Consider the following 22,178-nt stretch of genomic DNA (forward strand, 5'->3'; position numbering starts at 1 on the left):
TGAACCTGATCACATTTGCATTCATCGGTGCAATGATCTGGATTTTGATCCGCAAATAACTGCGCATATTCGTCATTGAAACTTCGGCGCTATGACGATTTTCTGCAACGATGGAAAAAGTTGCATTGATAACAGGCGGCGCACGCGGAATAGGGCGTGCAATTGTCGAGGATTTCAGCCGCGATCACCGTGTTGCTTTTACGTGGCTGTCAAGCAAACCAGCACCTGAGCTTTTGGGCGGGGAAAATCTGGCCATACGGTCCGATCTGTCTGCGCCCGATCAACCTGCGAAAGTGATCGCTCAGGTGATGGAGCAGTTCGGTCGGCTTGATGTGATCGTCAACAACGCCGGTCTCGTGAAATCTACGCCGAAAGAGGAGTTTCAGGCAGAAGACCATCGCGCCATTCTGGATCTGAATCTGCTGGCCCCTGCTGCATTGCTGACAGCCGCGCTGCCGCATCTGAAACGCGATGCCTCGATCATCAGCATTTCTTCAATGAACGCCGTTCTGCCGCCGCGGGATGCGGTGACCTATGGGGCCAGCAAGGCCGCGCTGAACTTGTGGACCCGCGCCATGGCCAAGGAGCTCGGGCCACAAGGGATACGCGTGAATGCGGTAGCTCCGGGAGCTATCAACATTCCCGAAGCGCCCCGGTCAGAGGAACTGACGGAGTTATTCGTCAAAGATACGGCTTTAGGTCGGGCTGGAAGGCCCGAAGATATCGCCAAAGTGGTCAGATTTCTGGCCTCCGACGCCGCGTCCTTCGTCACCGGAGAGGTACTGGCTGCGACCGGAGGTTACCGGTTATGAACCGCCTGCCGCCTTCTCAAGCGCGGGACGGATCGTGCTATCGATCACCCGCTGCGTTATCGGCCCTGCAAAGCGTAGGATGATCGTGCCCTCACCGTCGATCACATAGGTTTCAGGCACGCCGTAGACGCCCCAATCCAGCCCCATACGGCCCTGTTCATCCCGCCCGATCCCAGCATAGGGATCCCCCAGTTCGGTCAGAAAAGCCTCGGCATTGTCCTGCTTGTCTTTGTAGTTGATTCCGTAGACCGGAATGCCCTCGTCCGACAGTGCCTGCAGGTTGGGGTGTTCGACGCGGCAGGGCGCACACCAGCTGGCCCAGTAGTTGACCAGCTTGACCTCACCATCGCGCAGAGTGGCGTCATCGAAACCCGGTTTGCCCGCGAACTCGGTCAACACGACGGGCGGTGCGGGCTGGCCCTCGCGCGCTGACGGCAGCGCGTTGGGATCGTCGCGGAACATGCCGATGCCAGCGAGTACAGCGAAGGCTCCGAAAATCAGCGGAGGCGCGATCATCAGGGGCGAGATCTTAGCCATTGCGCGACATCCTTTGTTCGACCTTTTCCATCTCGGCCCGTACCTTGCGGCCCCGGACCACGCTGAAACCCACCAACGCGATCAGAAGCCCGATTGACACGACATAGGACCACAAGACTGTGTCGGCATATTTACCAAGATCGGGGATCATCCGTTAATCCTTTCCCGCGCCAGCAGTGCCTTGGTCCGACGGGATCGGATTTCCGTGCCCGTGCGATAGAAGACCAGTGCGATGAACAGCAGCACGAAGCCGATGATGCAAAGCAGCAGCGGATAGAAGTAGATATTGCTAACCTTCTCTTCGGTATCCGTTCCGGTAATCGCCCCGGCCCGCATGACCGAGGCGCCCTGATGCAGCCCCTGATTCCAGAAGTTCACCGCGTAGCGGCTGAGGAGCGCAAAGACCGATCCCACAAGGCAAAGGACCGAGGTCAGGTCGGCGGCAGTGTCGGGATCCTCGATCGCTTCCCACAAGGCAACATAGCCCAGATAGAACAGGAACAGGATCAGGAACGAAGTCAGGCGCGGATCCCAGGCCCACCACGTCCCCCACATGGGCTGACCCCAGATCGCGCCGGTGGCCAGAGCGATCAGGGTCATAACGATGCCGATCGGTGCGGCGGCACGCGCGGCCAGAGCACTTACATGATGGCGACGGACCAGCCAGACCAGCGAAGTCGCCAACATCATCAGCCAGCAGTTGATTGCCATCAGCGCGGCGGGCACATGCAGATAGATGATCTTGACGGTCGATCCCTGCTTGTAGTCATCCGGTGTGAAAAAGAACCCCCAGACCAGCCCAGTGACCAGGCAGACAGCCGAGGTTATCCAGAAAAACGGCAGGATGCGCTCGCTCGTTGCAAGAAACTTGCGCGGATTGGCGTATTCCCAGAGGGCGTTGGCTTTGGCTGCGATTGTCATGAGCCCTATCTAGTCCAAGTCGGTATGGTTCTCAATTGACCTCGGTCAATCATCGATCCTGTTACCTGAGATTGATACGTAGGACGGCGGCGCTGGCAAAGGGCAGCAGTGCAACCGTGGCGGCCGTGATACCGGCCAGCATAAGCAGTGGGGTTTGCGTCTCCATCCCCGTGGCCCCGCGGCGGGCGACCTCGGCTCCGAAGATCAGGGTCGGGACATAAAGCGGTAGCACCAGCAGCGACAACAGCAAACCTCCGCGTTTCAGGCCGACGGTCAGGGCTGCGCCGAAGGTGCCGATGACACTCATGGCCGGGGTGCCGATCAGCAGAGAGATAACCAGCCAGAAGAAGCCGGGCACCGGTAGGTTCAGCAACACACCCAGAAACGGCGCGGCCAGAACCAATGGCAGGCCAGTCGTCAGCCAATGGGCCAAAGCTTTGATGGTAACCACCGATTCCAGTGGCAGTGGCGCGGTGGCCAGCAGATCGAGCGAGCCGTCCTCCCAATCCAGGGCCAACAGGCGGTCGAGGGACAAAAGACAGGCAAGCAATGCGCCCAGCCAGAGGACCCCAGGCGCAATGGTGGACAATAGCGAAGATTGCGGGCCGACCGAGAAAGGCACCAATACGGTCACGATCAGGAAGAAAGCCAGACCCAGACCAAACCCTCCACCCGCGCGGAAGGCCAATTTCAGGTCGCGCAGCAACAGGGCGATCACAGGAAACCTCCGTCGAAATCATCGATGGGTTTGGGCTTGGCCTTGTTGGGGCCGACATCCAGAACCTCTCCATCCAGACCGAGGTCGATATGAGTGGCAATCAGGGCAGAGCCGCCCTGCCCCAGATGTGCGCGCACGGCGTCGGCAAACATCTGTACGGCGTTTTTGTCCAGCGACACAGTGGGCTCGTCCAGCATCCAGATCGGACGACCGGTGACCAGCATCCGGGCCAATCCGAGCCGCCGTTTCTGCCCCGCAGACAGGTTACCCGCGTGCCGATCCGCGAGTTCGTTCAGCGCAAACGCATCGAGCGCTTTCTGGATGCCCTGCACTCCGAAGACCGACGCCCAGAAGCTGAGGTTTTCGGTCACCGTCAGTGTTGGTTTCAGGCCATCAGAGTGTGAGGCATAGGCGATCTGATCATCGGCGCCTTCGATATGGCCTGCCAGCGGTGGCTGCAGGCCAGCAAGTGTGCGCAGCAGGGTTGTCTTGCCGATCCCGTTGGGGCCACGCAGGATCAAAGCCTTTCCGGCAGAGAGCGAAAAGCTGAGCCCTTCCAGAACGGGGACGCCTCCGCGCGTGATGGCCAGATCGGTTACTATCAAAGTCATGACGTCCGATTAACGGATTGTGCGTGCGGGAAAAAGGTCGGAAATGCCGCAGAACGGTTGGGAGTGTTTGAAGCGAGGGGCCAGCCCCTCGCGCTCCCCGAGATATTTTCGGCCAGATGAAGAACGGATCCTCAGACGGGGATCAGCGCCAGCGCGACGCGGCGGCCTTCAGAAAGCAGCACGTTGTAGGTACGGCAGGCAGCGGGGGAGTTCATGATTTCGACACCAATGCCAGCTTCTTCAAGCGTTGAACGCAGCTTGGCGGGGATGTGGGTCAGGTCCATGCCGGTTCCGATGAAAAGAACATCGATCTGATCCGACAAAGCCAGAAGTGCGTTTTCATCAGCATAACCGCCCCAGGCTGTGGTTCCTGTGGGGCCGGTCAGCACGAGGCCTTCATGCACTTGCCCGCCAATGCGGAAAAAGCCGGGGCCGTAGCCGTCGATCGGCTGGGCGTTGGTATAGGTGATCTCATTCAGGCGCATGGCGGGGTTTTAACCCCAAAGCGGCAGACCGGACAAGGCAGCTGACGCAATCACCAGATAAGCGGTTATGCGGTAGAGCCTTTCGCGCTCGGGCCGGAACATCCAGCCACCCAGCCAGTTCCCCGCGATGTTGGGAATGGCAAGCATCAGCCCCATACCGACGGTTGCAAACGTAACGCGCCCCATTCCCGTGAGGTAGCCGAGGATCAGGAAATCGAAGGCAAACAGGAACAGCAGGATCGTGGCGCGGATGACGGCAACGGGGAGTGGGCGCGACATGTAGAACAGGATGACCGCCGGGCCCGGTATCCCCGCGATCCCCCCAAGAAAACCCGCAGCACCCCCGATTACTGTTACCATTCCCCGCCCTACTCTGCCGTGATAGCGCAGGCCGAACGCGAGTGCGGCCAACATGGACAGTGAGATTAGGCTGACGAGGTATCTAAACAGCTCGGGCTCAGAGCGGGCGAGCAGCCAAAGGCCAATTGGGAGGACCACCGCACATCCCAGAATCAGGCGGGTAAGATCAGACCTGTCGACTGCGTTCCAGGCGCGACGCAGGTTCGGCAGCGGGCCAAAGATATCCATGATGGTCAGTGCGATGATCGCGCCGAAGGGGCCAAGATACGGGCTGGCCATGGGCAGGAATATCAACGCTGTTCCGAAGCCCGAGAAGCCGCGAACGATACCTCCGATCAGGGCGGCTGAAATGATAACGGCCAGACTGGTCGGAGTCTGGCCGAAATACTCAGGCATCGATATTGGCGAACTGGTTGCCCGCCGTATTCGACGGTTTCGACCAGTCGCGTTTGACCCCCAGCCACAGTAGAATGGTCGAGGCCACGAAGACCGACGAATAGGTGCCTATGATCACACCCCAGATCATCGCGAAGACAAAGCCGCGGATGACGTCTCCGCCCAGCACATAGAGCGAGATTAGCGCCAGCAGCGTGGTGACCGAGGTCATCACCGTCCGACTGAGGGTTTCGTTGATCGAGATGTTCAGCACCTCTTTGAGGTCTTTCTTCTTGTATTTCCGCAGGTTCTCGCGGACCCGGTCGAAAACAACCACGGTGTCGTTCAGCGAATAACCGACAATGGTCAGCAGCGCCGCGATGATGGCCAGATCGAAACGGATTTGCAGTTCCGAGAAGATGCCGATGGTCAGGATCACGTCATGAACCAGTGCTGCCACCGCACCCAGCGCGAACTGCCATTCGAACCGTAGCCAGATGTAGACAAGCACGGCCCCGATGGCGAGCACCACAGCGATCACGGCGGTTTGGATCAACTCACCTGAAACCTTGGGGCCGACGGATTCGACCGAAACGAACTCGATATCGGGAACCACGGATTGCAGCGCCTCTTCCACGGCGGTGATGGTGCTGGCGGCGACGGCCTCGGCATCATCCTGCGCCTGGATACGGATCATGGCGACGTTTTGATCGGGTCCAAAGGTGGGATCAAAGATCTCGGTAATGGTGATATCACCCAGCTCCAGCGGCGCGATGGCGTCTCGATAGGCTCCAACGTCAATCTGTTGCGTGCTTTCGGTCCGGATCGTGGTGCCACCCCGGAAGTCGATGCCGAAGTTCAGGCCCTGCAGCATGAACGAGGCGAAGGCCACGACCATCATCAGAGCAGAAATGCCCAACCAAATCTTCCAGCGGCTGAAGAAATCGAACGAGGTGCCTTGGGGTACAAGTTTCAGTCTCATGTCAAACCTCGATCGTTTTCGGACGGCGGCGTTCGAACCACATGACGACCATCAGGCGTGTCACGAAGATCGCGGTGAAGACCGAGGTCAGAATCCCCAGTCCCAGAGTGATCGCAAAGCCGCGCACGGGGCCGCTGCCCATGGCAAACAGGATCGTCGCAGTGATGAACGTGGTCACGTTGGCGTCCAGAATGGCGGACAGCGCTTTTTCGTAGCCCAGTTCGATCGCACGCGCCGGGCCTTTGGCCGACTTAAGTTCTTCGCGTATACGCTCGAAGATCAGCACGTTGGCGTCCACCGCCATACCGACGGTCAGAACGATGCCAGCGATACCCGGCAGCGTCAGCGTTGCGCCGATCAGAGACAACAGCCCGAACAGCAAGCCAACGTTCAGGATCAGCGCAATATTGGCAAAGATACCGAACAGGCCATAGCTGAGAGCCATGAAGACCAGAACGGCGGCAAAGGCGACCATGGTGGCGACCTTACCCGCGTCGATGCTGTCCTGACCCAATTCCGGACCGATGGTGCGTTCTTCGAGGAATTCCAGACCAGCGGGCAAAGCGCCTGCACGCAGCAGAACGGCGAGATTGGTACTTTCCTCGACGGTGAAATTGCCGGTGATGATGCCGGATCCGCCCGGGATGTGGCTTTGGATCACCGGGGCCGAGATGACCTCATCATCCAGCACGATGGCAAAGGGGGCGCCGATATTATCCAGAGTATAGTCGCCGAACTTGCGTGCTCCGGAAGTGTTGAAGCGGAAGCTCACTGCAGGGCGACCGTTCTGATCGAACGAGGGCTGAGCGTCGACCAGTTCCTCGCCAGTTACGACCGGGGCCGACTCTAGCGTGTAATACAAACCCTCTTCATCAAGCGAAGGCACGATCTCTTCACCAACACCCGGAATCGCGTCGGGGTCAGAGCCACGACCAACAACCGGATTGAAGGTCAACTGCGCGGTTGTCCCGATGATCTCTTTCAACTCACCGGCGCTGCCGATACCCGGCACCTGGATCAGGATACGATCCGCACCCTGGCGCTGGATCGTCGGTTCGCGCGTGCCGACCTCGTCGATCCGGCGGCGGATGATTTCCAGCGACTGACGCACGGTACGGTCATCCGAGGCCAGTTTTTCGGCCTCTGACAGCTGTACGACGATGGTATCGCCGTCAGCAAAGGCCTCGATATCCGTGGCACCTACCCCGGTCAGGGTCTGCACCTGACGTGCCAAGCCGCGCACAACCTCCAGAGCGCGGGAAATGCCTTCGGGCTGGCTGACGCGCACGCGAATCTGGTCGGGGGCCGAGTCCTGACGGCGGATCGTTCCGATGGTACCGCGCTCGTCCCGCAGCGCATCGCGGATTTCCGGCCACATCGCCTCCATCCGGGATTCGTAGACATCGCCGACCTTCACCTCGGCCAACAGATGCGCGCCGCCACGCAGGTCGAGACCGAGATTGACCAGAGACGATGGCAACCAATCGGGCCATTGCCCCGCTTCGGCCTGCATCTCGGGCGTATCAATGCCAAGCTCAATCGCGGCTTTAGCGTCGTTGGATTGCTCGACGCGCGTGTAGAACGCATTCGGCAGGGCCAGGATCAGACCGATCACGCAGACCGCCCAGATCAGAACCCGCTTCCAGGTATCAATTTGCAGCATTACCCTGCCTTTTCAAGGAATTGTCGCGCGAACTTACTTCGCCGGCTCGGTCTTGTTCAGAACCTGAGCGATGGTCGATTTGACGACACGAACCTTGACGTTCTCAGCCAGTTCAACCTCGATCTCGTTCTCGCCTTCCTTGACCTTCGACACTTTACCGATCAGTCCACCCTGGGTGACGATCTGATCGCCCCGGCGCACGGCCTCGACCATAGCCTGATGTTCCTTCATCTTTTTCTGCTGCGGACGGATCAGCAGGAAATACATGATCGCAAAGATCAGGATCAGCGGGAGAAACTGGGCGATTGCGCCACCTTCCATGGGATATTCCTTTGTTTTGATGATGCAGAGGGCTCTCTGCAAAGTTGGCGGGAACCTATGCTTTGAACCGAGGGTTTGCAAGCAAAGGCGATGCCAATACCACGATCTGCCCCGCAGGTTTGAAATGCAACGTTGCAGATATGTTCTAGGCAGACCGCTCTGGTTGGATATAGTTGCAGGGAGGGAGGCATAATGACTCAATTCTTCCAAGCCCTTAGAACGGCGATCTGCATGCTTGCGGCAGTGTTCTTCCTGTGCCTGCCGGTGCTGCCCGCGTGGTCACAGGATGCCCCTGCCGATGCGCCTGCTACAGAAGAAGAGTCCGAAGTATTCAAGGCACCCGTCATTGTCGATGGCGACACCTTGTTCTTCCTGCGCGGTTCCAGCGCTTTGCCTGCCAGCGAACGCGCAGAACGGGTGCAGAACAGCATAGTCGCGGTCGCTGAAGCCTCGGAAAACCCGACCGTCGAGATACGTTTCGAAGAAACCGAGTTGGGCACGCGCATTCTGGCCGATGACGTAATCGTTTCGATCGTGACGGTTGCCGATGCGGAGCTGGATCAGATGGAGCTTGATGTGCTCAGCCTGCTCCACGGGGAAGCCATCAAAGAGGCCATCGTCACCTATCGCGCGAACCGAACCGAACAAGCGCGGGTCTCGGGGGCCATCGAAGCAGCGGGCTGGACGGTCGGGTTTGCTCTGTTCGTTGTGGTGATCCTGTGGCTGAACCGAAGGATTCGTCGGCGCACACTGAAACTGGTAAAGCGGTATCTCAGAGACGTCGAAACCGCGACCGCCAAAAGCGTGCAGGCCGAAGCCATAGCGGCGCTGATCCGGTATGGCCTGAATTTCGTCCTGCTGGTGATCTTCTTCCTCGGCTTCTACTACTACCTCTCTTTCGTTCTGCTGGCCTTTGCGGAAACACGATATTTCGCGCAGCTACTGCTGACCTATCTGACCGAACCAGTCCTGCTGATCTTCAAAGGCGTGCTCAGCTATATTCCGAACCTGATCATGCTGGCGCTTATCACATGGATAACGCTGTACATTATCAGGGGCATGCGCGTGTTCTTCGATGCGGTCGAGGCAGGCTCGTTCGATATGGGCGATTTCGAAAAGCACTGGATAAACCCCACGTTCAACATCGCACGGGTGGTTGTGATCCTGATCGCGCTGGTATTTGCGGTGCCTTACATCCCGGGGTCGGATTCTGCGGCATTTCAGGGTCTGACCATTCTGGTGGGTGCTATGCTGTCGCTGGGGGCGAATTCGGTCGTATCGAACATGCTGGCGGGGCTCTTTGTGATCTATCGCCGGTCCACCTCGATCGGAGACCGCATCCAGATCGGAGACCATATCGGTGACGTCGTGCAGATCAAGCTGATGGAGACACATCTGAAGTCCATCAAGAATGAGTTGATCTCGATCCCGAATGCCCAGTTGATGAATTCGGACGTTGTAAATTTCTCAAAGAAAACCGATGGCAACGGGTTGTTGCTGCACACCACTGTCGGGATTGGGTATGAAGAGCCGCCCGAAAAAGTCGAGGCGATGCTGATCGAAGCCGCACATCGTACCAAGGGGATCAAGGCCAAGCCTGAGCCCTTTGTTTTATGGACGGCTTTGGCGGATTACGCGATCAACTATCAGATCAACGGATATACCACACGCGGAAGCATCATTCCGAAAATCCGCTCGGATCTGCATCGCAACATCGTGGCTGTATTCAACGAGAACAATGTGCAGATCATGACGCCGTCCTACATGGCTGATCCGCCCGAACCAAAAATCCCGGTCGAAGAATGGGATGGCCATCTGGCACATGAAACCCACGACGACCCGGATAAGTCGTAACCGGCGCTACACCCTGCCTTTCAGATGGTGCATAAGCGGTTTCAGTGATTCACGCATTTAAGGATCTGAACCATGCACGACATCCGCGCCATTCGCGAAAACCCAGCCGCCTTCGACGCCGCCCTTGCGCGCCGCGGGGACGCGCCGGTGTCGTCAGATCTGCTGCGGTTGGACGAAAGTCGACGGGCCAAGATTCTGGCCGCCGAGACCGCTCAGGCCGAGCAGAATAAGGCCAGCAAGGAAGTCGGCGCGGCGAAAGGGCGCGGCGATGAGGTTGAATTCGAGCGTTTGCGCGCGCTGGTCGCCGAGAAGAAGGCTGAGATTGCCCGGATGCAGACCGAGGCCAAGGATCTGGACGCGTTGCTGACCGACCAACTGGCCCGCATCGCCAACCTGCCTGCCGAAGATGTGCCATTGGGCGAAGACGAAGACGACAATGTCGAGGTCAACCGTTGGGGCACTCCGCGAGAGTTCGATTTTGCTCCGAAGGAGCATTACGACATCCCCGCCGTCGCTGCGGCCATGGATTTCGAGACCGCTGCCAAGACCAGCGGCAGCCGGTTCGTGAACCTGTCTAAGGGTGTTGCCCGCGTCCATCGCGCGCTGGCGCAGTTCATGCTGGACACGCATATCGACAAGAACGGACTGACCGAAACGCAAACGCCAGTTCTGGTTCGCGATGAAGCGATGTATGGCACCGACAAACTGCCGAAATTCGGCGAGGACAGTTATCAGACCACCAATGGCTGGTGGTTGATCCCGACCTCCGAGGTGACGCTCACCTATTCGGTATCGGGCGATATACTGGACGAAGCCGCCCTGCCCATTCGCATGACCGCCCACACGGTTTGCTTCCGGTCCGAGGCAGGTAGCGCCGGTAAGGATACCGCGGGAATGTTGCGCCAGCACCAGTTCGAGAAGGTCGAGATGGTGTCGGTCACCCATCCTGAGAAATCGGATGAGGAACAGAAGCGCATGTTGCGCTGTGCCGAGGATTTGCTGGAACAACTCGGCATCCCCTACCGCACCGTCGTTCTATGCACCGGCGATATGGGCTTTGGCGCGCGCCGTACCTTCGACATCGAGGCATGGCTGCCAGGGCAGAACACTTATCGCGAAATCAGTTCTGTTTCGACCACCGGTGATTTTCAGGCACGCCGCATGAATGCGCGTTTCCGTCCCGAAGGTGGTGGCAAACCCGAATATGTTCATACGCTGAACGGCTCGGGTTTGGCTGTTGGGCGTTGCCTGATCGCGGTGCTGGAGAACGGTCAGAACGCAGATGGTACGGTCACCCTGCCTGAGGTTCTGGCACCCTATCTGGGTGGTAAGATGACTCTGCAGACCAACGGCACTCTGGCATAAGAAAACCGGCACTCAACAGGTGCCGGTCAACCAAAGCGAGGCGGAGAAGGTATTACTTCTTCGCCTTTTTCTTATCCTTGGATTTACCGGATTTCTTGTCGGACTTCTTCTTGTTCGGTTTTTTCTTGTCGGCTTTCTTCTTGTCAGCCTTCTTCTTACCGTCGCCTTTGGGCTTTTTGTCCTTTTTGGCTTTCTCTTTGAGCTTTTCCTTAGCCTTGGAGAAAACAGCCTCCATCTCGGATTTCTTCCGGGCGGCTTTCTCGGCTTTAACCTTGGCTTTTGCCTTCTTCTTTGCCTTGGCCTCCGCCGCCGCCTGCTCTGCCGCAGCGCGCTCTTCTGCCGCTTTACGCGTCGTTTCGGCCTTGCGTTCGGCTTCGGCTTTTTTGGCTGCTGCGGTGCTGCGCGCAGGTGCCCGACGCGCCGGAGGCTTCCGGTTTGGCGCGCGACGCGCGGGAGCCTTGGTCTGGGTCGATTTGGCAACCGCCTCTTTTGCAGCAGCAATCAGGATTGCGGCTCGCGCTGCACCGATACGCGGCACTTTTACCAAATCCTCGGGCGCGGCCTTCGCCACAGCCTCGGCTGTTTTAAAGCCGTTTGCATTCAGCGCCTGTGCCAGCGCCTGTCCCACGCCGCGCACATCGGTAACTGCAGTCATCGCGGATCCTTTCCTGTCATCCCTCACACATGTATATACACGGCCTATACACACAGACAAGAGCTGCGCACCCGCCAATCAACTGGTCTGCGCCACCCTTTGCTCTTGCGACCGCTTTGGAAACGGGACGAGACGCTTGGCCTCTTCATCCCATAGCTTGAGGTTCAGCGCAGCCACCGCTTCGGGAAATTTGATCCGGCGCGGAGTAAACTCCGGCGGCAGGCTATAGTGGCATGCACGCAGCCGATAGGACGGAATACGCGCGTTGAAATGGTGGATGTCATGCAATGTGATGCAAGCCACCGCATTGTCAAACCACCATCCGAAATCCAACGCTGACGATCCCTGAAGCGCCGCAATCTTCGGATCCAGATCAGGGCGGCGATCCCAATAGGTGTCTTCGAAGTTATGCTGCAAATACACCAGAAACACGCCCAGCATCCCGCCCAGCAGCGAGAATACCAGCCAGACCAGAATGCCCGTGGTACCAGCGATCAGATAGAGCAGCCCCAGAAACACGACGATCGAAAGGTTGTGCAGCACCACACCCATGACACCGAACCGGACAGTGTTCTTGGGCCAGCGATAGCGGATGAAATAAGTAAACAGCGCACCCACAGGAACCAGAATGAAGGGATTGCGATAAAGCCTGTAGAACAGACGCTTTTTCCAACCCGCCTCATTCCATTCGCGCAGTGTCATGGTGTGAATTTCACCGGTCTCGCGATGTTCGAGATTACCGATACCGGCATGGTGCAGATTGTGGTTCTGTTTCATCACCTCAAAAGGCGCAAAGGTAAACGGTGACAATCCGTGACCTGCCCATTCGTTCTGCTCGCGCGTTTCAAACAGCGAGTGATGCCCGCAATCATGCTGCAGTACGTAGAGACGCACGGCTGAAAAGGCAAAAACGATCCCGGCCGGGATCATGATATACCAGCTGTCGACATAGATGATCGCCAGTGTCAGCGATGCGAAATAGACAGCAAATGTTCCGAAATAGCTGAGCGCGGCAAGCCGATTATCCTGTACCGCGTATTGTCTAGTATATTCCCTCAGATCCATCGCGCCCGCTCCCCAGGGTGGTCCGGTTATTACCTGTTGCAAAATTATGTGCGGAAAACCCGCAGACAAGCTGCGCGCGAAAACAAATGCACGCTACTGAATGCTAGCGCGCAAAAAAGGGGCTGTCACGCCCCCTCGCTGAAAACGCTGAAAATTAGCGCAGTTACGCCCGTCCCTTGAGATGCTTCGCCAGCGCACCGGCGTTTTTCTTACGCCGTCCTTTATAGGGGTTCTTGTCCCCCTGACCGCGCAAGGTCAGCCGGATCGGCGTGCCCGGCATGTCGAAATCCTCGCGCAGACCGTTGACCAGATAGCGGTTGTAGCTTTCGGGCATCTTGTCAGGATGCGAGCACATGACGACAAACCCCGGCGGGCGGGTCTTGGCCTGTGTCATATAGCGCAGCTTGATCCGGCGGCCCTGCGGTGCTGGCGGCGGATGCTGCTCCAGCATGGCCGTCAGCCAGCGGTTCAGTGCAGCCGTCGGCACGCGACGGTTCCATACGTCATGGGCGCGTAGGATGGCGGCGCGCAGACGCTCCAGCCCGCGTCCGGTTTTGGCCGAAACAGTGATCAGCGGTGCGCCACGCAACTGTGGCAAAAGGCGTTCGAAGGATTCCTTGAGATCGCGCAGCTTTTCCTGCTTGTTGTCCTCGACGTCCCACTTGTTGACGGCGACAACTACGGCGCGCCCTTCACGCTCGGCCAGATCGGCGATACGCAGGTCTTGCTGTTCGAACGGGATAGCCGCATCCAACAAGACCACGACAACCTCGGCAAACTTGACCGCACGCAGACCGTCCGAGACCGAGAGCTTCTCAAGCTTCTGCTGCACCTTGGCTTTCTTGCGCATCCCGGCGGTATCAAAGATCCGCATCGGGGTGCTGTCCCCATCCGGCCCGCCCCAATCGATCCGCAGGCTGATCGCGTCGCGGGTGATCCCGGCCTCGGGACCGGTTAGCAGACGATCTTCACCAATGATCTTGTTGATCAGCGTGGATTTACCGGCATTCGGACGACCTACGACAGCCACCTGCAACGGCTTGGCAGCGGTGATCAAGGGCGCTTCGCCCTCGCCGTCTTCGTCCAGTTCGATATTGGTTTCCGGCGTCTCTTCTGCTTGCGCTTCCTCGGCGGCATCGGCCAGCGGCATCAACTGCGCATAAAGGTCCGTCATCCCCTCGCCATGCTCACCTGACAGGCGCACAGGCTCACCCAGTCCAAGGTTATAGGCCTCAAGCACGCCGGCATCCGCCGCGTTGCCTTCGGCTTTGTTGGCCGCAAGGATCACGTGTTTGGACCGTTTACGCAGGATTTCGGCGAACATCTCATCGGTTGGCGTCAGGCCCACGCGCGCGTCGATCATGAACAGGCAGACATCGGCCATGTCCACGGCGCGTTCGGTCAGGCGACGCATCCGGCCTTGCAGGCTGTCGTCGGTCGCGTCCTCAAGACCTGCCGTATCGATGACGGTAAAGCGCAGGTCACCCAGCCGCCCTTCGCCTTCGCGCAGGTCGCGCGTCACGCCGGGCTGGTCGTCGACCAAAGCCAGGCGTTTGCCCACGAGGCGATTGAACAGAGTGGATTTACCCACATTCGGGCGCCCCACGATGGCGAGGGTCAGCGACATGATACTCAACTTTCAAGACTCAAGATGCGCCCTTTAACGCATCTTGTCGTCAACGGAAAGCGTGCAATTCACCCTTGGTCGACACGACATAGAGCGTCTGACCCGCCACCACAGGCGCCGTCGTCGCCCCGCCGGGGACTTCGACCTGATGCAGCAGCGCACCGTCGACAGGATTGAAGAAGCGCAGGAAACCGTCATTCGAGGCTAAGACCAGCCGTCCCCCGGCCATGATCGGGCCGTAATGGGCAAAGATCGGTCCGCGGCGTCCCGGCCGGTCTTTGACAAAGCCCGGCAGGTCGATGGCCCAGACAATCGTACCGTCTGCAGCATTCAACCGCACCAATTGGCTGCGGTCGCTAATCAAAAAGACGCTGTTTCCAGCTGGCCAGACCGTGTCGACCGCCCCCTCAAGCGCGGTCCAGTTCCGCTCACCTGAATCGACATCGAACGAGACGGTACGGCCCGAGTGATTGCCGATCAGGATAGCATTGCCAGACACCATAGGCCCGGCGGTGACGTCCACGATCTGAGCAGCCGCTCGGCCACGGCGACCACCCGCTACTGAAGCGGTCCAACGCAGGATCCCCCCTCGGCGGAAGGTTGCCGCAATGTCACCGGACCCAAATGCAAAGACAGAAAATTCCGAGGCGATGACCGGCGCGGGTGCGCCCAGTACATTGCCGACGCTCGGGGTGCCATCGATCTGCCAGAGAATCCGACCATCCTTGGTGTTGACGGCCCAACCCGTCTCATCCCCGGCGACGAGATAGAGGATTCCGCCGCTGACCAACGGCGCGCCGCTACCAGTAGCGTTCAAGCGCTTTTGCCATTTCTGAGCACCGGTCTTGGCGTCCAGCGCGGTCAGCCGGCCAAAGCCGGATGAGACATACAGAACCCCGTCAGCATGGGCGAGCCCGCCTCCCGTGGCGTCGCCATCTTTCTCGGAAGGTGGGATAAGGTTCGTGGTCCAGGCCACTTGCCCTTGTGGGGTCACAGCCGAGACATTCGCGCCCGAATCGAGCGTATAAATCAAACCGCCTGCAACAACAGGATCAGCGGTGATCCGCTGTCTGCGACTGTCGCCGCTGCCAATATTGGCGGACCAAACCCGCTGTGGCGTCGTGCTGAGTGCGGCGTTTGTCGTGCGGAAGGCCGGGGTCCCCGGGCTTTGCGACCAGCTTGCATTGCGGCTTTGGGCCGGAAGGCTAATGGGCTTGGCTCCGCGCGTCTCAACCGTTTCATTGTCAAGGGCAGGACGGATATCTTCCCGTTCGCCCGGCAGGATCGTCTCGGGTTCCTGACAGGCGCTCAGTGCTGTCAGGGCAATCGCCGCGACGGGCAATCCAAGGCGTGAGAAGTAACGTGCTACCATGATCTTATGAACTCGTCTGTGAAATCCTGTTTCGCCGCCCGGGTCAGCCCTGTTGGGCCGCGACGGGCTCGGGCTTACCACCCAACGCCACGATCAGCTGCGCTGCACGCTGCTGCAGATCGATGCTGGCTTCGGCGTCCTGCCGCAGCGCTTGCAGCCGGTCCAGCGCCGCCTGCGTATTGCCGTCGGCCACATCGATCAGAGCAAGCTGCTCTTCCGCAAGCAGACGCAAAGGGGCACCGGGTGTTGCCAGCGCTTCGAATTGCTGGCGACGATCGGCAACCGGCAGAGTTTCCGTCTGTAGCAGCAACGCCTTGAAGCTCGCGATTGCGCGATAAATCTCGGGCAGATCGCCCTGTGTCGCAATTGCGTTCAGGCTGTTTACAGCATCCTGATCGGACCCGGCCTCGATTTGAGCCGCCGAGAGCAGCATGTTCAGCACCGCATCTCCGCCCACCGATTGCGTCTCGACCGCCTGCAGGCTGGTCGCCCGTTCGGCCGAGCCGTTTTCAGCAAGAGCCGTCAGAATCGCATCCCCCAACGCCTCGGCCTGACCCGCGTCGCGCGCCTTGCGGTACTCGTTGAACGCAGCCCCGCCGACAATGGCGATGACAGCGACAACACCGACCCAACCCCAGCGCCGCAAGAGCAGGAACATGCGATCACGGCGCACCTCTTCAGTGACCTCATCAATGAAACTGTCGGTATCGCTCATCCCTGCCCCCAGGCTTAGGTGTTCGGTTTTCTAGCGCCATGTCATACCCCGGCCTTTGGGCCAAGCCAAGTGTCCGAATTCACACAATTGCTCGGTTGTCCCCGGGACTTGCTAAAAAAAGTGAACCGAACTATTCAGTTCAGTATGGACAAGCCAAAGACCCGGCCCCATTTCAAGGCGTAAGCGCCGCAACCGGGTGGCCGATCAGATCTGGAGAATACACCGCATGCGTTTGATTTCATTCATCAACGCCGTATTGGTTATAGTCGCATTGTATTTCCTTGTTTTCGAACGCGACGCGCTGTTCGCGTTTGCTGGCCGTGGAGAAGAACAGACCGAAGCGCCAGTTGACGCCACGGAAACCGAACAAACACAGATCGCGGACGCGATTGGCGTCGTCGTATCACGCTCGACTGCGCGGGAAATTGGCAGTGCTGTTCAGCTGCGCGGACAGACTAAAGCCAACCGTCAGGTTGAGGTTCTTGCCGAGACCACCTCGACCGTTGTCTCCGAGCCCAAGCGCAAAGGGGCCTTTGTTGAGACGGGCGACTTGCTGTGTGAACTTGACCCGGGCACCCGCCCTGCAAGCCTCGCCGAAGCGAAGGCCGCCAAACTTGAGGCCGAAAGCCGTGTGCCCGAAGCTGAAGCGCGTCTGCAAGAATCCCACGCTCGTTTGGCCGAAGCCGAAATCAATCTGACCGCCGCGCGCAAATTGTCGGAAACCGGGTTTGGATCGGAAACCCGCCGCATCTCGAGCGAGGCCGAAATGAGCTCGGCCAAAGCAGGCATCAAAAGCGCCGAGGCTGGGCTGGAGGCTACCCAAGCCGGGATCGAAGCCGCAACCGCCGAAGTGGCCGCTGCGCACCGCGAGATGGACAGGCTCACCATCGAAGCCCCGTTCAAAGGACTGTTGGAAAGTGACACAGCCGAGCTTGGCAGCCTGATGCAGCCCGGTTCGCTGTGCGCGACCGTGATCCAGCTGGACCCGATCAAGCTGGTCGGTTTCGTGCCCGAGACCGAGGTAAACCGGATCATCGTCGGCTCGATGGCGTCGGCGCAGCTGGTCACCGGGTTGCAGGTCGAGGGGCGTGTGACTTTCCTCAGCCGCTCAGCCGATGAGACCACCCGGACATTTGAGGTAGAGATCACTGTTCCCAACCCGGAATTGCTGATCCGTGATGGCCAGACCGCAAACATTCAGATCGCAGCCGAAGGTGTCAAAGCGCATCTGCTGCCGCAGTCGGCATTGACCCTGAACAACGAAGGTCAGCTTGGCGTGCGAACCGTGATCGCCGATAATGTGGTCGACTTTGTGCCGATCCAACTGCTGCGCGACACCGCAGATGGCGTTTGGGTGGGTGGCCTGCCTGAAACCGCTGATATAATTGTAATCGGGCAGGAATTCGTCACCAGAGGCGTGACCGTTGCACCGACCTACAGGGAAGCATCGCAATGACGGGGATCGTCAGTTGGGCCGCAGGCCGGGCCAGGATGGTTCTGGCCTTTATCGCGATCTCGCTGGTTGTTGGCGGGTTCGCCTATGTGGGCCTGCCGAAAGAAGGTGAGCCGGATATCGACATCCCGATGCTGTTCGTATCGGTGCAGTTTCCGGGCATTTCAGCCGAGGACAGCGAAAGCCTGCTGATCAAGCCGATGGAAACCGAGATGGCCGATCTCGACGGGCTTGATACGATGACCGCCACTGCTGCCGAGAGCTATGCGGGCCTTCTATTGGAGTTCGAGTTCGGTTGGGACAAATCCGCCACCATCGCAGATGTGCGCGACGCCATGAACAGCGCACAGGCCGACTTCCCCGAGGGGGCCGAGCAATATACGATTACCGAGGTTAACTTCTCGGAATTCCCCATCGTCATCGTCAACCTGACGGGTCCCGTCCCTGAACGTACAATGGCACGCGTTGCCAAAGACCTGCAGGACGAGCTTGAGGCATTGGATGCTGTGCTTGAGGCCGGCATCGCCGGGAACCGTGACGAGATGCTTGAGGTCGTGATCGACCCATTGCGGCTGGAGGCTTATAACGTCACCGCCGCTGAACTGATCAGCGTGGTGCAGAACAACAACCAACTGATTGCCGCCGGTGAAGTTGAGACGGAACAAGGCACGTTTTCGGTCAAAATCCCCTCGTCCTTCAAAACTGCGCAGGACGTCTATGGCCTGCCGGTCAAGGTCAATGGCGACCGCGTGGTCACCCTGGGTGAGCTGGCCGAGATCAACTATACTTTTGAGGACCGCGCAGGCACGGCCCGGTTCAACGGAGAACCCACCGTCGCGCTGCAGGTGGTCAAGCGCAAGGGCTACAATCTGATCGACACGGTCGCGCTGATCAAAGCCACCGTCGCCGAGGCCCAGACCAAATGGCCGGCCGAGTTGCAGGCCGCTGTCGATGTCGGCACCTCGAACGACCAGAGCCGCATCGTCGATTCAATGGTGCGTCAACTTGAAGGCTCGGTTCTGACCGCCGTGGCACTGGTGATGATCGTGGTTCTTGCGTCGCTGGGGACGCGCGCCGCGTTGCTGGTGGGCTTTGCAATTCCGACGTCCTTCCTGCTGTGTTTTGCCTTTCTGGCGATGATCGGGGTCACAATCTCGAACATGGTGATGTTCGGTCTGATCCTCGCGGTGGGCATGCTGGTCGATGGTGCCATCGTCGTGGTGGAATACGCCGACAAGCGCATCAAAGAAGGCGTCGGTCCGATGCACGCCTATGTCGAGGCCGCGCAACGGATGTTCTGGCCGATTGTCTCGTCGACTGCCACGACCTTGTGCGCATTCCTGCCGATGCTGTTCTGGCCCGGAATTCCCGGCGAGTTCATGAAGATGCTGCCGATCACGCTGATCTTCGTCCTGTCCGCGTCGCTGATCGTGGCGCTGCTCTATCTTCCGGTCGTGGGCGGCGTATCGGGCCGGATGAGCCGCAGTTTCGAGCGCAGTTCCAACTGGCTGCGCGCACGCGCGCCTTGGTGGGTACGCGCGCTCTTGGTGCCGCCATCGCTCTATATGATCTTCCTCGGCGCGATGCAGATGCTGAACCCCGGTTATCTGTTGCCCGGCGGCGCGATTGCCGGGGCGCTGATGTTCCTCTTCGGTGCCTTTGCGGGTTCGGTCACGTTGAGCGCGGCCAAAATCCAGCGTGCGCCGGATGATCATGTGCACACAGCCAAGGAACACACCACCTTTGGTTATGTGGTCAGATTCCTGGTCGGCAATCCGATCATGCCAATCGTGTCGATTGCTGTGGTCGGTTTCGCCGTCATCAGCGTCATGACCGCCTTTGGAGAGAACAACCGCGGTGTCGAGTTCTTTGTCGAAAGCGAACCCGAACAGGCCACGGCCTATGTGCGGGCAAGGGGCAACCTGTCGCTGAGGGAAAAGGATGAAATGGTGATGGCCACCGAGGAGGTCATTGCAGCGCATCCTTCCGTTATCAACGTATTTGCCTTTGCGGGCGAAGGTGGTCTCAATCAGAACAACGGCGGCGCCGAAGCCCCCGCGGACACCATCGGCCGGGTTCAGTTCGAGCTTATTCCCTGGGAAGATCGCCCGAACAGTTCCGAGCAAATCACCGGTTGGTTCTGGGGGCCGATTGCTGGCTTGCTCGGTTTTGAAAAGGAAGTGGTCGCAGCAGAATATGACGGCAACTATGTTCTGGACGAACTGACGGCAGAACTGGCAACTCTTCCTGGCTTCATCGTTGATATTCAGGCGCTGGAACAGGGTCCTGCATCGGCCAAACCTGTCCACCTGCGCATCAAGGGCGACGGATGGGAAGAACTGACCACCTCCACTCTCGCCGCACGTGAGGCGTTCGAACAGACCCCCGGACTGATCAAGATCGAAGACACCCTGCCCCTGCCGGGTATTGACTGGCAGATCGACGTGGATGTCGCCAAGGCCGGTCGATTTGGTGCCGACGTCGCCACCGTTGGTGCGATGGTACAGCTTGTGACCCGCGGCATCCTGCTGGGTGAGATGCGCCCGGATTCGACTGATGAAGAGATCGAGATTCGCGTCCGCCTGCCCGATCAGGACCGGGTGCTGTCGACGCTTGATACACTCAAGGTCCGTACGCCGGACGGTCTGGTGCCACTGTCAAACTTCGTGACCCGCCAGCCGGTCGCTAAACTGGCCGAGATCAACCGCGTCGATCAGGAGCGGTATTATGATGTGAAAGCCGATGTTGAGCCGGGTCTGAGCAAGGTCGTGACCGATGGTCCGGATGGCAGCCAAGAGCGGCTGGCAGTGGTGCGTCCGCTGATCGAAGGTGCGACTCCTGACAATGCGGTCATTACGGGACCTGATGGCAGCGACTATGAGCTGGTGCAACTGACCGGTGCTGAGAATGTCGGTCAGTTGCGTGCAAGCATCGACGATGGCAGCGCCAGTTTTGCCCTGATCAACCCGAACGAGCGGATTGCGGTGCTGACAGAATGGCTGCAGACCGATCCGTTTGGTCGCACCATCTCTTGGGAATGGACCGGGGATCAGGAAGATCAGGCCGAAAGCCAGGCCTTCCTGTCCAGCGCATTCCTTGCCGCATTGGGTCTGATGTTCGTGATCCTGCTGGCCCAATTCAACTCGTTCTACAACTCGGTGTTGGTACTGTTGGCTGTTGTGCTTTCGACCACCGGTGTGCTGATCGGTATGATGGTGATGCAGCAGCCGTTCTCGATCATCATGACCGGGACAGGCATCGTGGCGCTGGCGGGGATCGTGGTGAACAACAATATTGTTCTGATCGATACCTATCAGGAATACAGCCGCTACATGCCCCGGATCGAGGCCATCGTCCGCACAGCCGAGGCACGCATTCGTCCCGTTCTGCTAACCACTCTGACCACCATGGCCGGTCTGACGCCGATGATGTTCGGGCTGTCGCTGGACTTCATCAATGGCGGCTATTCGATCGACAGTCCAACGGCGCTGTGGTGGAAGCAGTTGGCCACTGCGGTGGTGTTCGGTCTGGGCACCGCGACGGTGCTGACGCTGATCGTGACGCCCTCGCTGCTGGCGCTGCGGGTTTGGGTGACGACCTATGCGATCTGGGGCGGCAAGGCGCTGGCGCGGGCCACACAGGGACGCTCAGGCAAGATCGCGCAGGACATGGCCATTGGTCAAAGCGCGCGCGACATGCAGGCGTCCGAGATTGTGTGGAATGAGAGCGCCGCGACCGAGGTCAAACAGGACCCGGATCAACCGCCGGGACCACCGCTTAAAGCAGCTGAATAACACGATAAGGGCCGGTTCCACCGGCCCTTTTTCTTAGCCCTTCAGTCGTGACCAGGTCTGGTGTGCACAGACCAGATGCTCGCACCCTTTGACCTGCAGCGTATCGCCCTTCAGCGTCATCTGTGGCACCGCTTCGACATTGATCAACGGCACCCAGAACTCACCGCCGCCATATTTGCCGCCACCTTCGCTGGCGACATCCCAGAACAGTTTTTTACCGATATTCGGGGTCTGTACCTCTTTGCCTGACGGATCATAGGCCGACAGAATCTGACCGCAGAACTTGTCACCGCACGCGGTGATTTTGATGTGAGAGGTCAGGTCCTTACGATCCGGCTCGGTCTTCCAGACACCTACAATGGGGTCAGCAAGGGCGATCCCGGGCAACAGGATCAGGGCGGCGACCATTGGGGGGCTTAGGCTTTTGAGAAATCCAAACATAGCAAATCCTTCGCCTGTCAAAGCCTCATAATAGCATATCGAGCGCGCGGGA

At 59.0% G+C, this 22,178-nt stretch carries 21 protein-coding genes; 5 read left to right on the forward strand and 16 right to left on the reverse strand.

Annotation, left to right across the window (positions count from 1 at the left end; translation table 11 throughout):
- Positions 1-110 precede the first annotated feature (110 nt).
- Positions 111-812, forward strand: a complete 702-nt coding sequence (locus ACR0IV_RS06630; protein WP_480657309.1) for an SDR family NAD(P)-dependent oxidoreductase — start codon at positions 111-113, stop codon at positions 810-812.
- Here ACR0IV_RS06630 and ACR0IV_RS06635 read toward each other — a convergent pair.
- From ACR0IV_RS06635 to yajC, 10 genes are all read right to left on the reverse strand, one after another.
- Positions 807-1,349 (reverse strand): DsbE family thiol:disulfide interchange protein, encoded by a 543-nt coding sequence (locus ACR0IV_RS06635; RefSeq protein ID WP_480469422.1) that lies wholly within the window; start codon positions 1,347-1,349, stop codon positions 807-809. The two genes, ACR0IV_RS06630 and ACR0IV_RS06635, sit on opposite strands and share 6 nt — an antisense overlap.
- Positions 1,342-1,500, reverse strand: coding sequence for a heme exporter protein CcmD (gene ccmD / locus ACR0IV_RS06640; RefSeq protein WP_480469421.1), 159 nt, complete (start codon positions 1,498-1,500; stop codon positions 1,342-1,344). The genes ACR0IV_RS06635 and ccmD overlap by 8 nt, the downstream gene beginning before the upstream one ends.
- Positions 1,497-2,270 carry a heme ABC transporter permease gene (locus ACR0IV_RS06645; protein ID WP_480657308.1) on the reverse strand — a complete coding sequence of 258 codons (774 nt, stop codon included), beginning with the start codon at positions 2,268-2,270 and terminating at the stop codon, positions 1,497-1,499. Before ACR0IV_RS06645 ends, ccmD begins: the two co-directional genes overlap by 4 nt.
- Before the next feature lie 61 nt (positions 2,271-2,331).
- Positions 2,332-2,988, reverse strand: a complete 657-nt coding sequence (gene ccmB, locus ACR0IV_RS06650) for a heme exporter protein CcmB (protein WP_480531669.1) — start codon at positions 2,986-2,988, stop codon at positions 2,332-2,334.
- On the reverse strand, positions 2,985-3,599 hold the full coding sequence (ccmA, locus tag ACR0IV_RS06655; RefSeq protein ID WP_480657307.1) for a heme ABC exporter ATP-binding protein CcmA: 615 nt from the start codon (positions 3,597-3,599) through the stop codon (positions 2,985-2,987). Before ccmA ends, ccmB begins: the two co-directional genes overlap by 4 nt.
- A 131-nt stretch (positions 3,600-3,730) precedes the next feature.
- A complete protein-coding gene (locus ACR0IV_RS06660) occupies positions 3,731-4,084 on the reverse strand; it encodes an Mth938-like domain-containing protein (protein WP_480657306.1) in 354 nt (117 codons plus the stop codon).
- Between the two features lie 9 nt (positions 4,085-4,093).
- Complete coding sequence (locus ACR0IV_RS06665) at positions 4,094-4,840, reverse strand: sulfite exporter TauE/SafE family protein (RefSeq protein ID WP_480657305.1); 747 nt, start codon at positions 4,838-4,840, stop codon at positions 4,094-4,096.
- Positions 4,833-5,801, reverse strand: a complete 969-nt coding sequence (gene secF, locus ACR0IV_RS06670) for a protein translocase subunit SecF (RefSeq protein ID WP_480657304.1) — start codon at positions 5,799-5,801, stop codon at positions 4,833-4,835. Before secF ends, ACR0IV_RS06665 begins: the two co-directional genes overlap by 8 nt.
- Position 5,802: 1 nt before the next feature.
- Complete coding sequence (gene secD / locus ACR0IV_RS06675) at positions 5,803-7,464, reverse strand: protein translocase subunit SecD (protein WP_480657303.1); 1,662 nt, start codon at positions 7,462-7,464, stop codon at positions 5,803-5,805.
- Between the two features lie 33 nt (positions 7,465-7,497).
- The gene (gene yajC, locus ACR0IV_RS06680; RefSeq protein ID WP_480469413.1) at positions 7,498-7,785 is read right to left on the reverse strand and encodes a preprotein translocase subunit YajC; all 288 of its coding nucleotides are present in this window, start codon (positions 7,783-7,785) and stop codon (positions 7,498-7,500) included.
- A gap of 192 nt (positions 7,786-7,977) precedes the next feature.
- Between yajC and ACR0IV_RS06685 the strand changes: the two genes are divergently transcribed.
- Both ACR0IV_RS06685 and serS read left to right on the forward strand, forming a co-directional pair.
- Positions 7,978-9,639, forward strand: coding sequence for a mechanosensitive ion channel family protein (locus ACR0IV_RS06685; RefSeq protein ID WP_480657302.1), 1,662 nt, complete (start codon positions 7,978-7,980; stop codon positions 9,637-9,639).
- A 72-nt stretch (positions 9,640-9,711) separates the two neighbouring features.
- Complete coding sequence (serS, locus tag ACR0IV_RS06690; protein WP_480469411.1) at positions 9,712-11,004, forward strand: serine--tRNA ligase; 1,293 nt, start codon at positions 9,712-9,714, stop codon at positions 11,002-11,004.
- Positions 11,005-11,056: 52 nt separating this feature from the next.
- Here serS and ACR0IV_RS06695 read toward each other — a convergent pair whose 3' ends face one another.
- The 5 genes from ACR0IV_RS06695 to ACR0IV_RS06715 all read right to left on the reverse strand — a co-directional run bounded on the left by ACR0IV_RS06695 (position 11,057) and on the right by ACR0IV_RS06715 (position 16,438).
- The gene (locus ACR0IV_RS06695; protein ID WP_480657301.1) at positions 11,057-11,659 is read right to left on the reverse strand and encodes a helix-hairpin-helix domain-containing protein; all 603 of its coding nucleotides are present in this window, start codon (positions 11,657-11,659) and stop codon (positions 11,057-11,059) included.
- 78 nt (positions 11,660-11,737) lie between these two features.
- Positions 11,738-12,724 carry a fatty acid desaturase gene (locus ACR0IV_RS06700; protein ID WP_480657300.1) on the reverse strand — a complete coding sequence of 329 codons (987 nt, stop codon included), beginning with the start codon at positions 12,722-12,724 and terminating at the stop codon, positions 11,738-11,740.
- A 163-nt stretch (positions 12,725-12,887) separates the two neighbouring features.
- A complete protein-coding gene (gene der / locus ACR0IV_RS06705; protein WP_480657299.1) occupies positions 12,888-14,351 on the reverse strand; it encodes a ribosome biogenesis GTPase Der in 1,464 nt (487 codons plus the stop codon).
- Positions 14,352-14,400: 49 nt separating this feature from the next.
- Entirely contained in the window at positions 14,401-15,723 is a 1,323-nt protein-coding gene (locus tag ACR0IV_RS06710) for a PQQ-like beta-propeller repeat protein (protein ID WP_480469407.1), read from the reverse strand.
- 43 nt (positions 15,724-15,766) lie between these two features.
- Entirely contained in the window at positions 15,767-16,438 is a 672-nt protein-coding gene (locus tag ACR0IV_RS06715) for a hypothetical protein (RefSeq protein WP_480469406.1), read from the reverse strand.
- 226 nt (positions 16,439-16,664) lie between these two features.
- Here ACR0IV_RS06715 and ACR0IV_RS06720 point away from each other — a divergent pair, with 226 nt between their 5' ends.
- Both ACR0IV_RS06720 and ACR0IV_RS06725 read left to right on the forward strand, forming a co-directional pair.
- A complete protein-coding gene (locus ACR0IV_RS06720; RefSeq protein ID WP_480657298.1) occupies positions 16,665-17,894 on the forward strand; it encodes an efflux RND transporter periplasmic adaptor subunit in 1,230 nt (409 codons plus the stop codon).
- On the forward strand, positions 17,891-21,685 hold the full coding sequence (locus ACR0IV_RS06725) for an efflux RND transporter permease subunit (RefSeq protein WP_480657297.1): 3,795 nt from the start codon (positions 17,891-17,893) through the stop codon (positions 21,683-21,685). The genes ACR0IV_RS06720 and ACR0IV_RS06725 overlap by 4 nt, the downstream gene beginning before the upstream one ends.
- Positions 21,686-21,718: 33 nt before the next feature.
- On the opposite strand, the gene ACR0IV_RS06730 is transcribed toward ACR0IV_RS06725, so the two are convergent.
- The gene (locus ACR0IV_RS06730; RefSeq protein ID WP_480657296.1) at positions 21,719-22,126 is read right to left on the reverse strand and encodes a DUF2147 domain-containing protein; all 408 of its coding nucleotides are present in this window, start codon (positions 22,124-22,126) and stop codon (positions 21,719-21,721) included.
- Between the last annotated feature and the right edge of the window lie 52 nt (positions 22,127-22,178).

This window comes from Ruegeria sp. C2, from assembly GCF_056537765.1.

Coding starts and splice junctions, on each gene's coding strand:
- ACR0IV_RS06695 (WP_480657301.1), bottom strand. CDS start 11,659: ATGACTGCAGTTACCGATGTGCGCGGCGTGGGACAGGCGCTGGCACAG.
- ACR0IV_RS06725 (WP_480657297.1), top strand. CDS start 17,891: ATGACGGGGATCGTCAGTTGGGCCGCAGGCCGGGCCAGGATGGTTCTG.
- ACR0IV_RS06700 (WP_480657300.1), bottom strand. CDS start 12,724: ATGGATCTGAGGGAATATACTAGACAATACGCGGTACAGGATAATCGG.
- secF (WP_480657304.1), bottom strand. CDS start 5,801: ATGAGACTGAAACTTGTACCCCAAGGCACCTCGTTCGATTTCTTCAGC.
- ACR0IV_RS06665 (WP_480657305.1), bottom strand. CDS start 4,840: ATGCCTGAGTATTTCGGCCAGACTCCGACCAGTCTGGCCGTTATCATT.
- secD (WP_480657303.1), bottom strand. CDS start 7,464: ATGCTGCAAATTGATACCTGGAAGCGGGTTCTGATCTGGGCGGTCTGC.
- ACR0IV_RS06630 (WP_480657309.1), top strand. CDS start 111: ATGGAAAAAGTTGCATTGATAACAGGCGGCGCACGCGGAATAGGGCGT.
- ACR0IV_RS06715 (WP_480469406.1), bottom strand. CDS start 16,438: ATGAGCGATACCGACAGTTTCATTGATGAGGTCACTGAAGAGGTGCGC.
- yajC (WP_480469413.1), bottom strand. CDS start 7,785: ATGGAAGGTGGCGCAATCGCCCAGTTTCTCCCGCTGATCCTGATCTTT.
- ACR0IV_RS06645 (WP_480657308.1), bottom strand. CDS start 2,270: ATGACAATCGCAGCCAAAGCCAACGCCCTCTGGGAATACGCCAATCCG.
- ACR0IV_RS06685 (WP_480657302.1), top strand. CDS start 7,978: ATGACTCAATTCTTCCAAGCCCTTAGAACGGCGATCTGCATGCTTGCG.
- der (WP_480657299.1), bottom strand. CDS start 14,351: ATGTCGCTGACCCTCGCCATCGTGGGGCGCCCGAATGTGGGTAAATCC.
- ACR0IV_RS06710 (WP_480469407.1), bottom strand. CDS start 15,723: ATGGTAGCACGTTACTTCTCACGCCTTGGATTGCCCGTCGCGGCGATT.
- ACR0IV_RS06660 (WP_480657306.1), bottom strand. CDS start 4,084: ATGCGCCTGAATGAGATCACCTATACCAACGCCCAGCCGATCGACGGC.
- ACR0IV_RS06635 (WP_480469422.1), bottom strand. CDS start 1,349: ATGGCTAAGATCTCGCCCCTGATGATCGCGCCTCCGCTGATTTTCGGA.
- ccmA (WP_480657307.1), bottom strand. CDS start 3,599: ATGACTTTGATAGTAACCGATCTGGCCATCACGCGCGGAGGCGTCCCC.
- ACR0IV_RS06720 (WP_480657298.1), top strand. CDS start 16,665: ATGCGTTTGATTTCATTCATCAACGCCGTATTGGTTATAGTCGCATTG.
- ACR0IV_RS06730 (WP_480657296.1), bottom strand. CDS start 22,126: ATGTTTGGATTTCTCAAAAGCCTAAGCCCCCCAATGGTCGCCGCCCTG.
- serS (WP_480469411.1), top strand. CDS start 9,712: ATGCACGACATCCGCGCCATTCGCGAAAACCCAGCCGCCTTCGACGCC.
- ccmD (WP_480469421.1), bottom strand. CDS start 1,500: ATGATCCCCGATCTTGGTAAATATGCCGACACAGTCTTGTGGTCCTAT.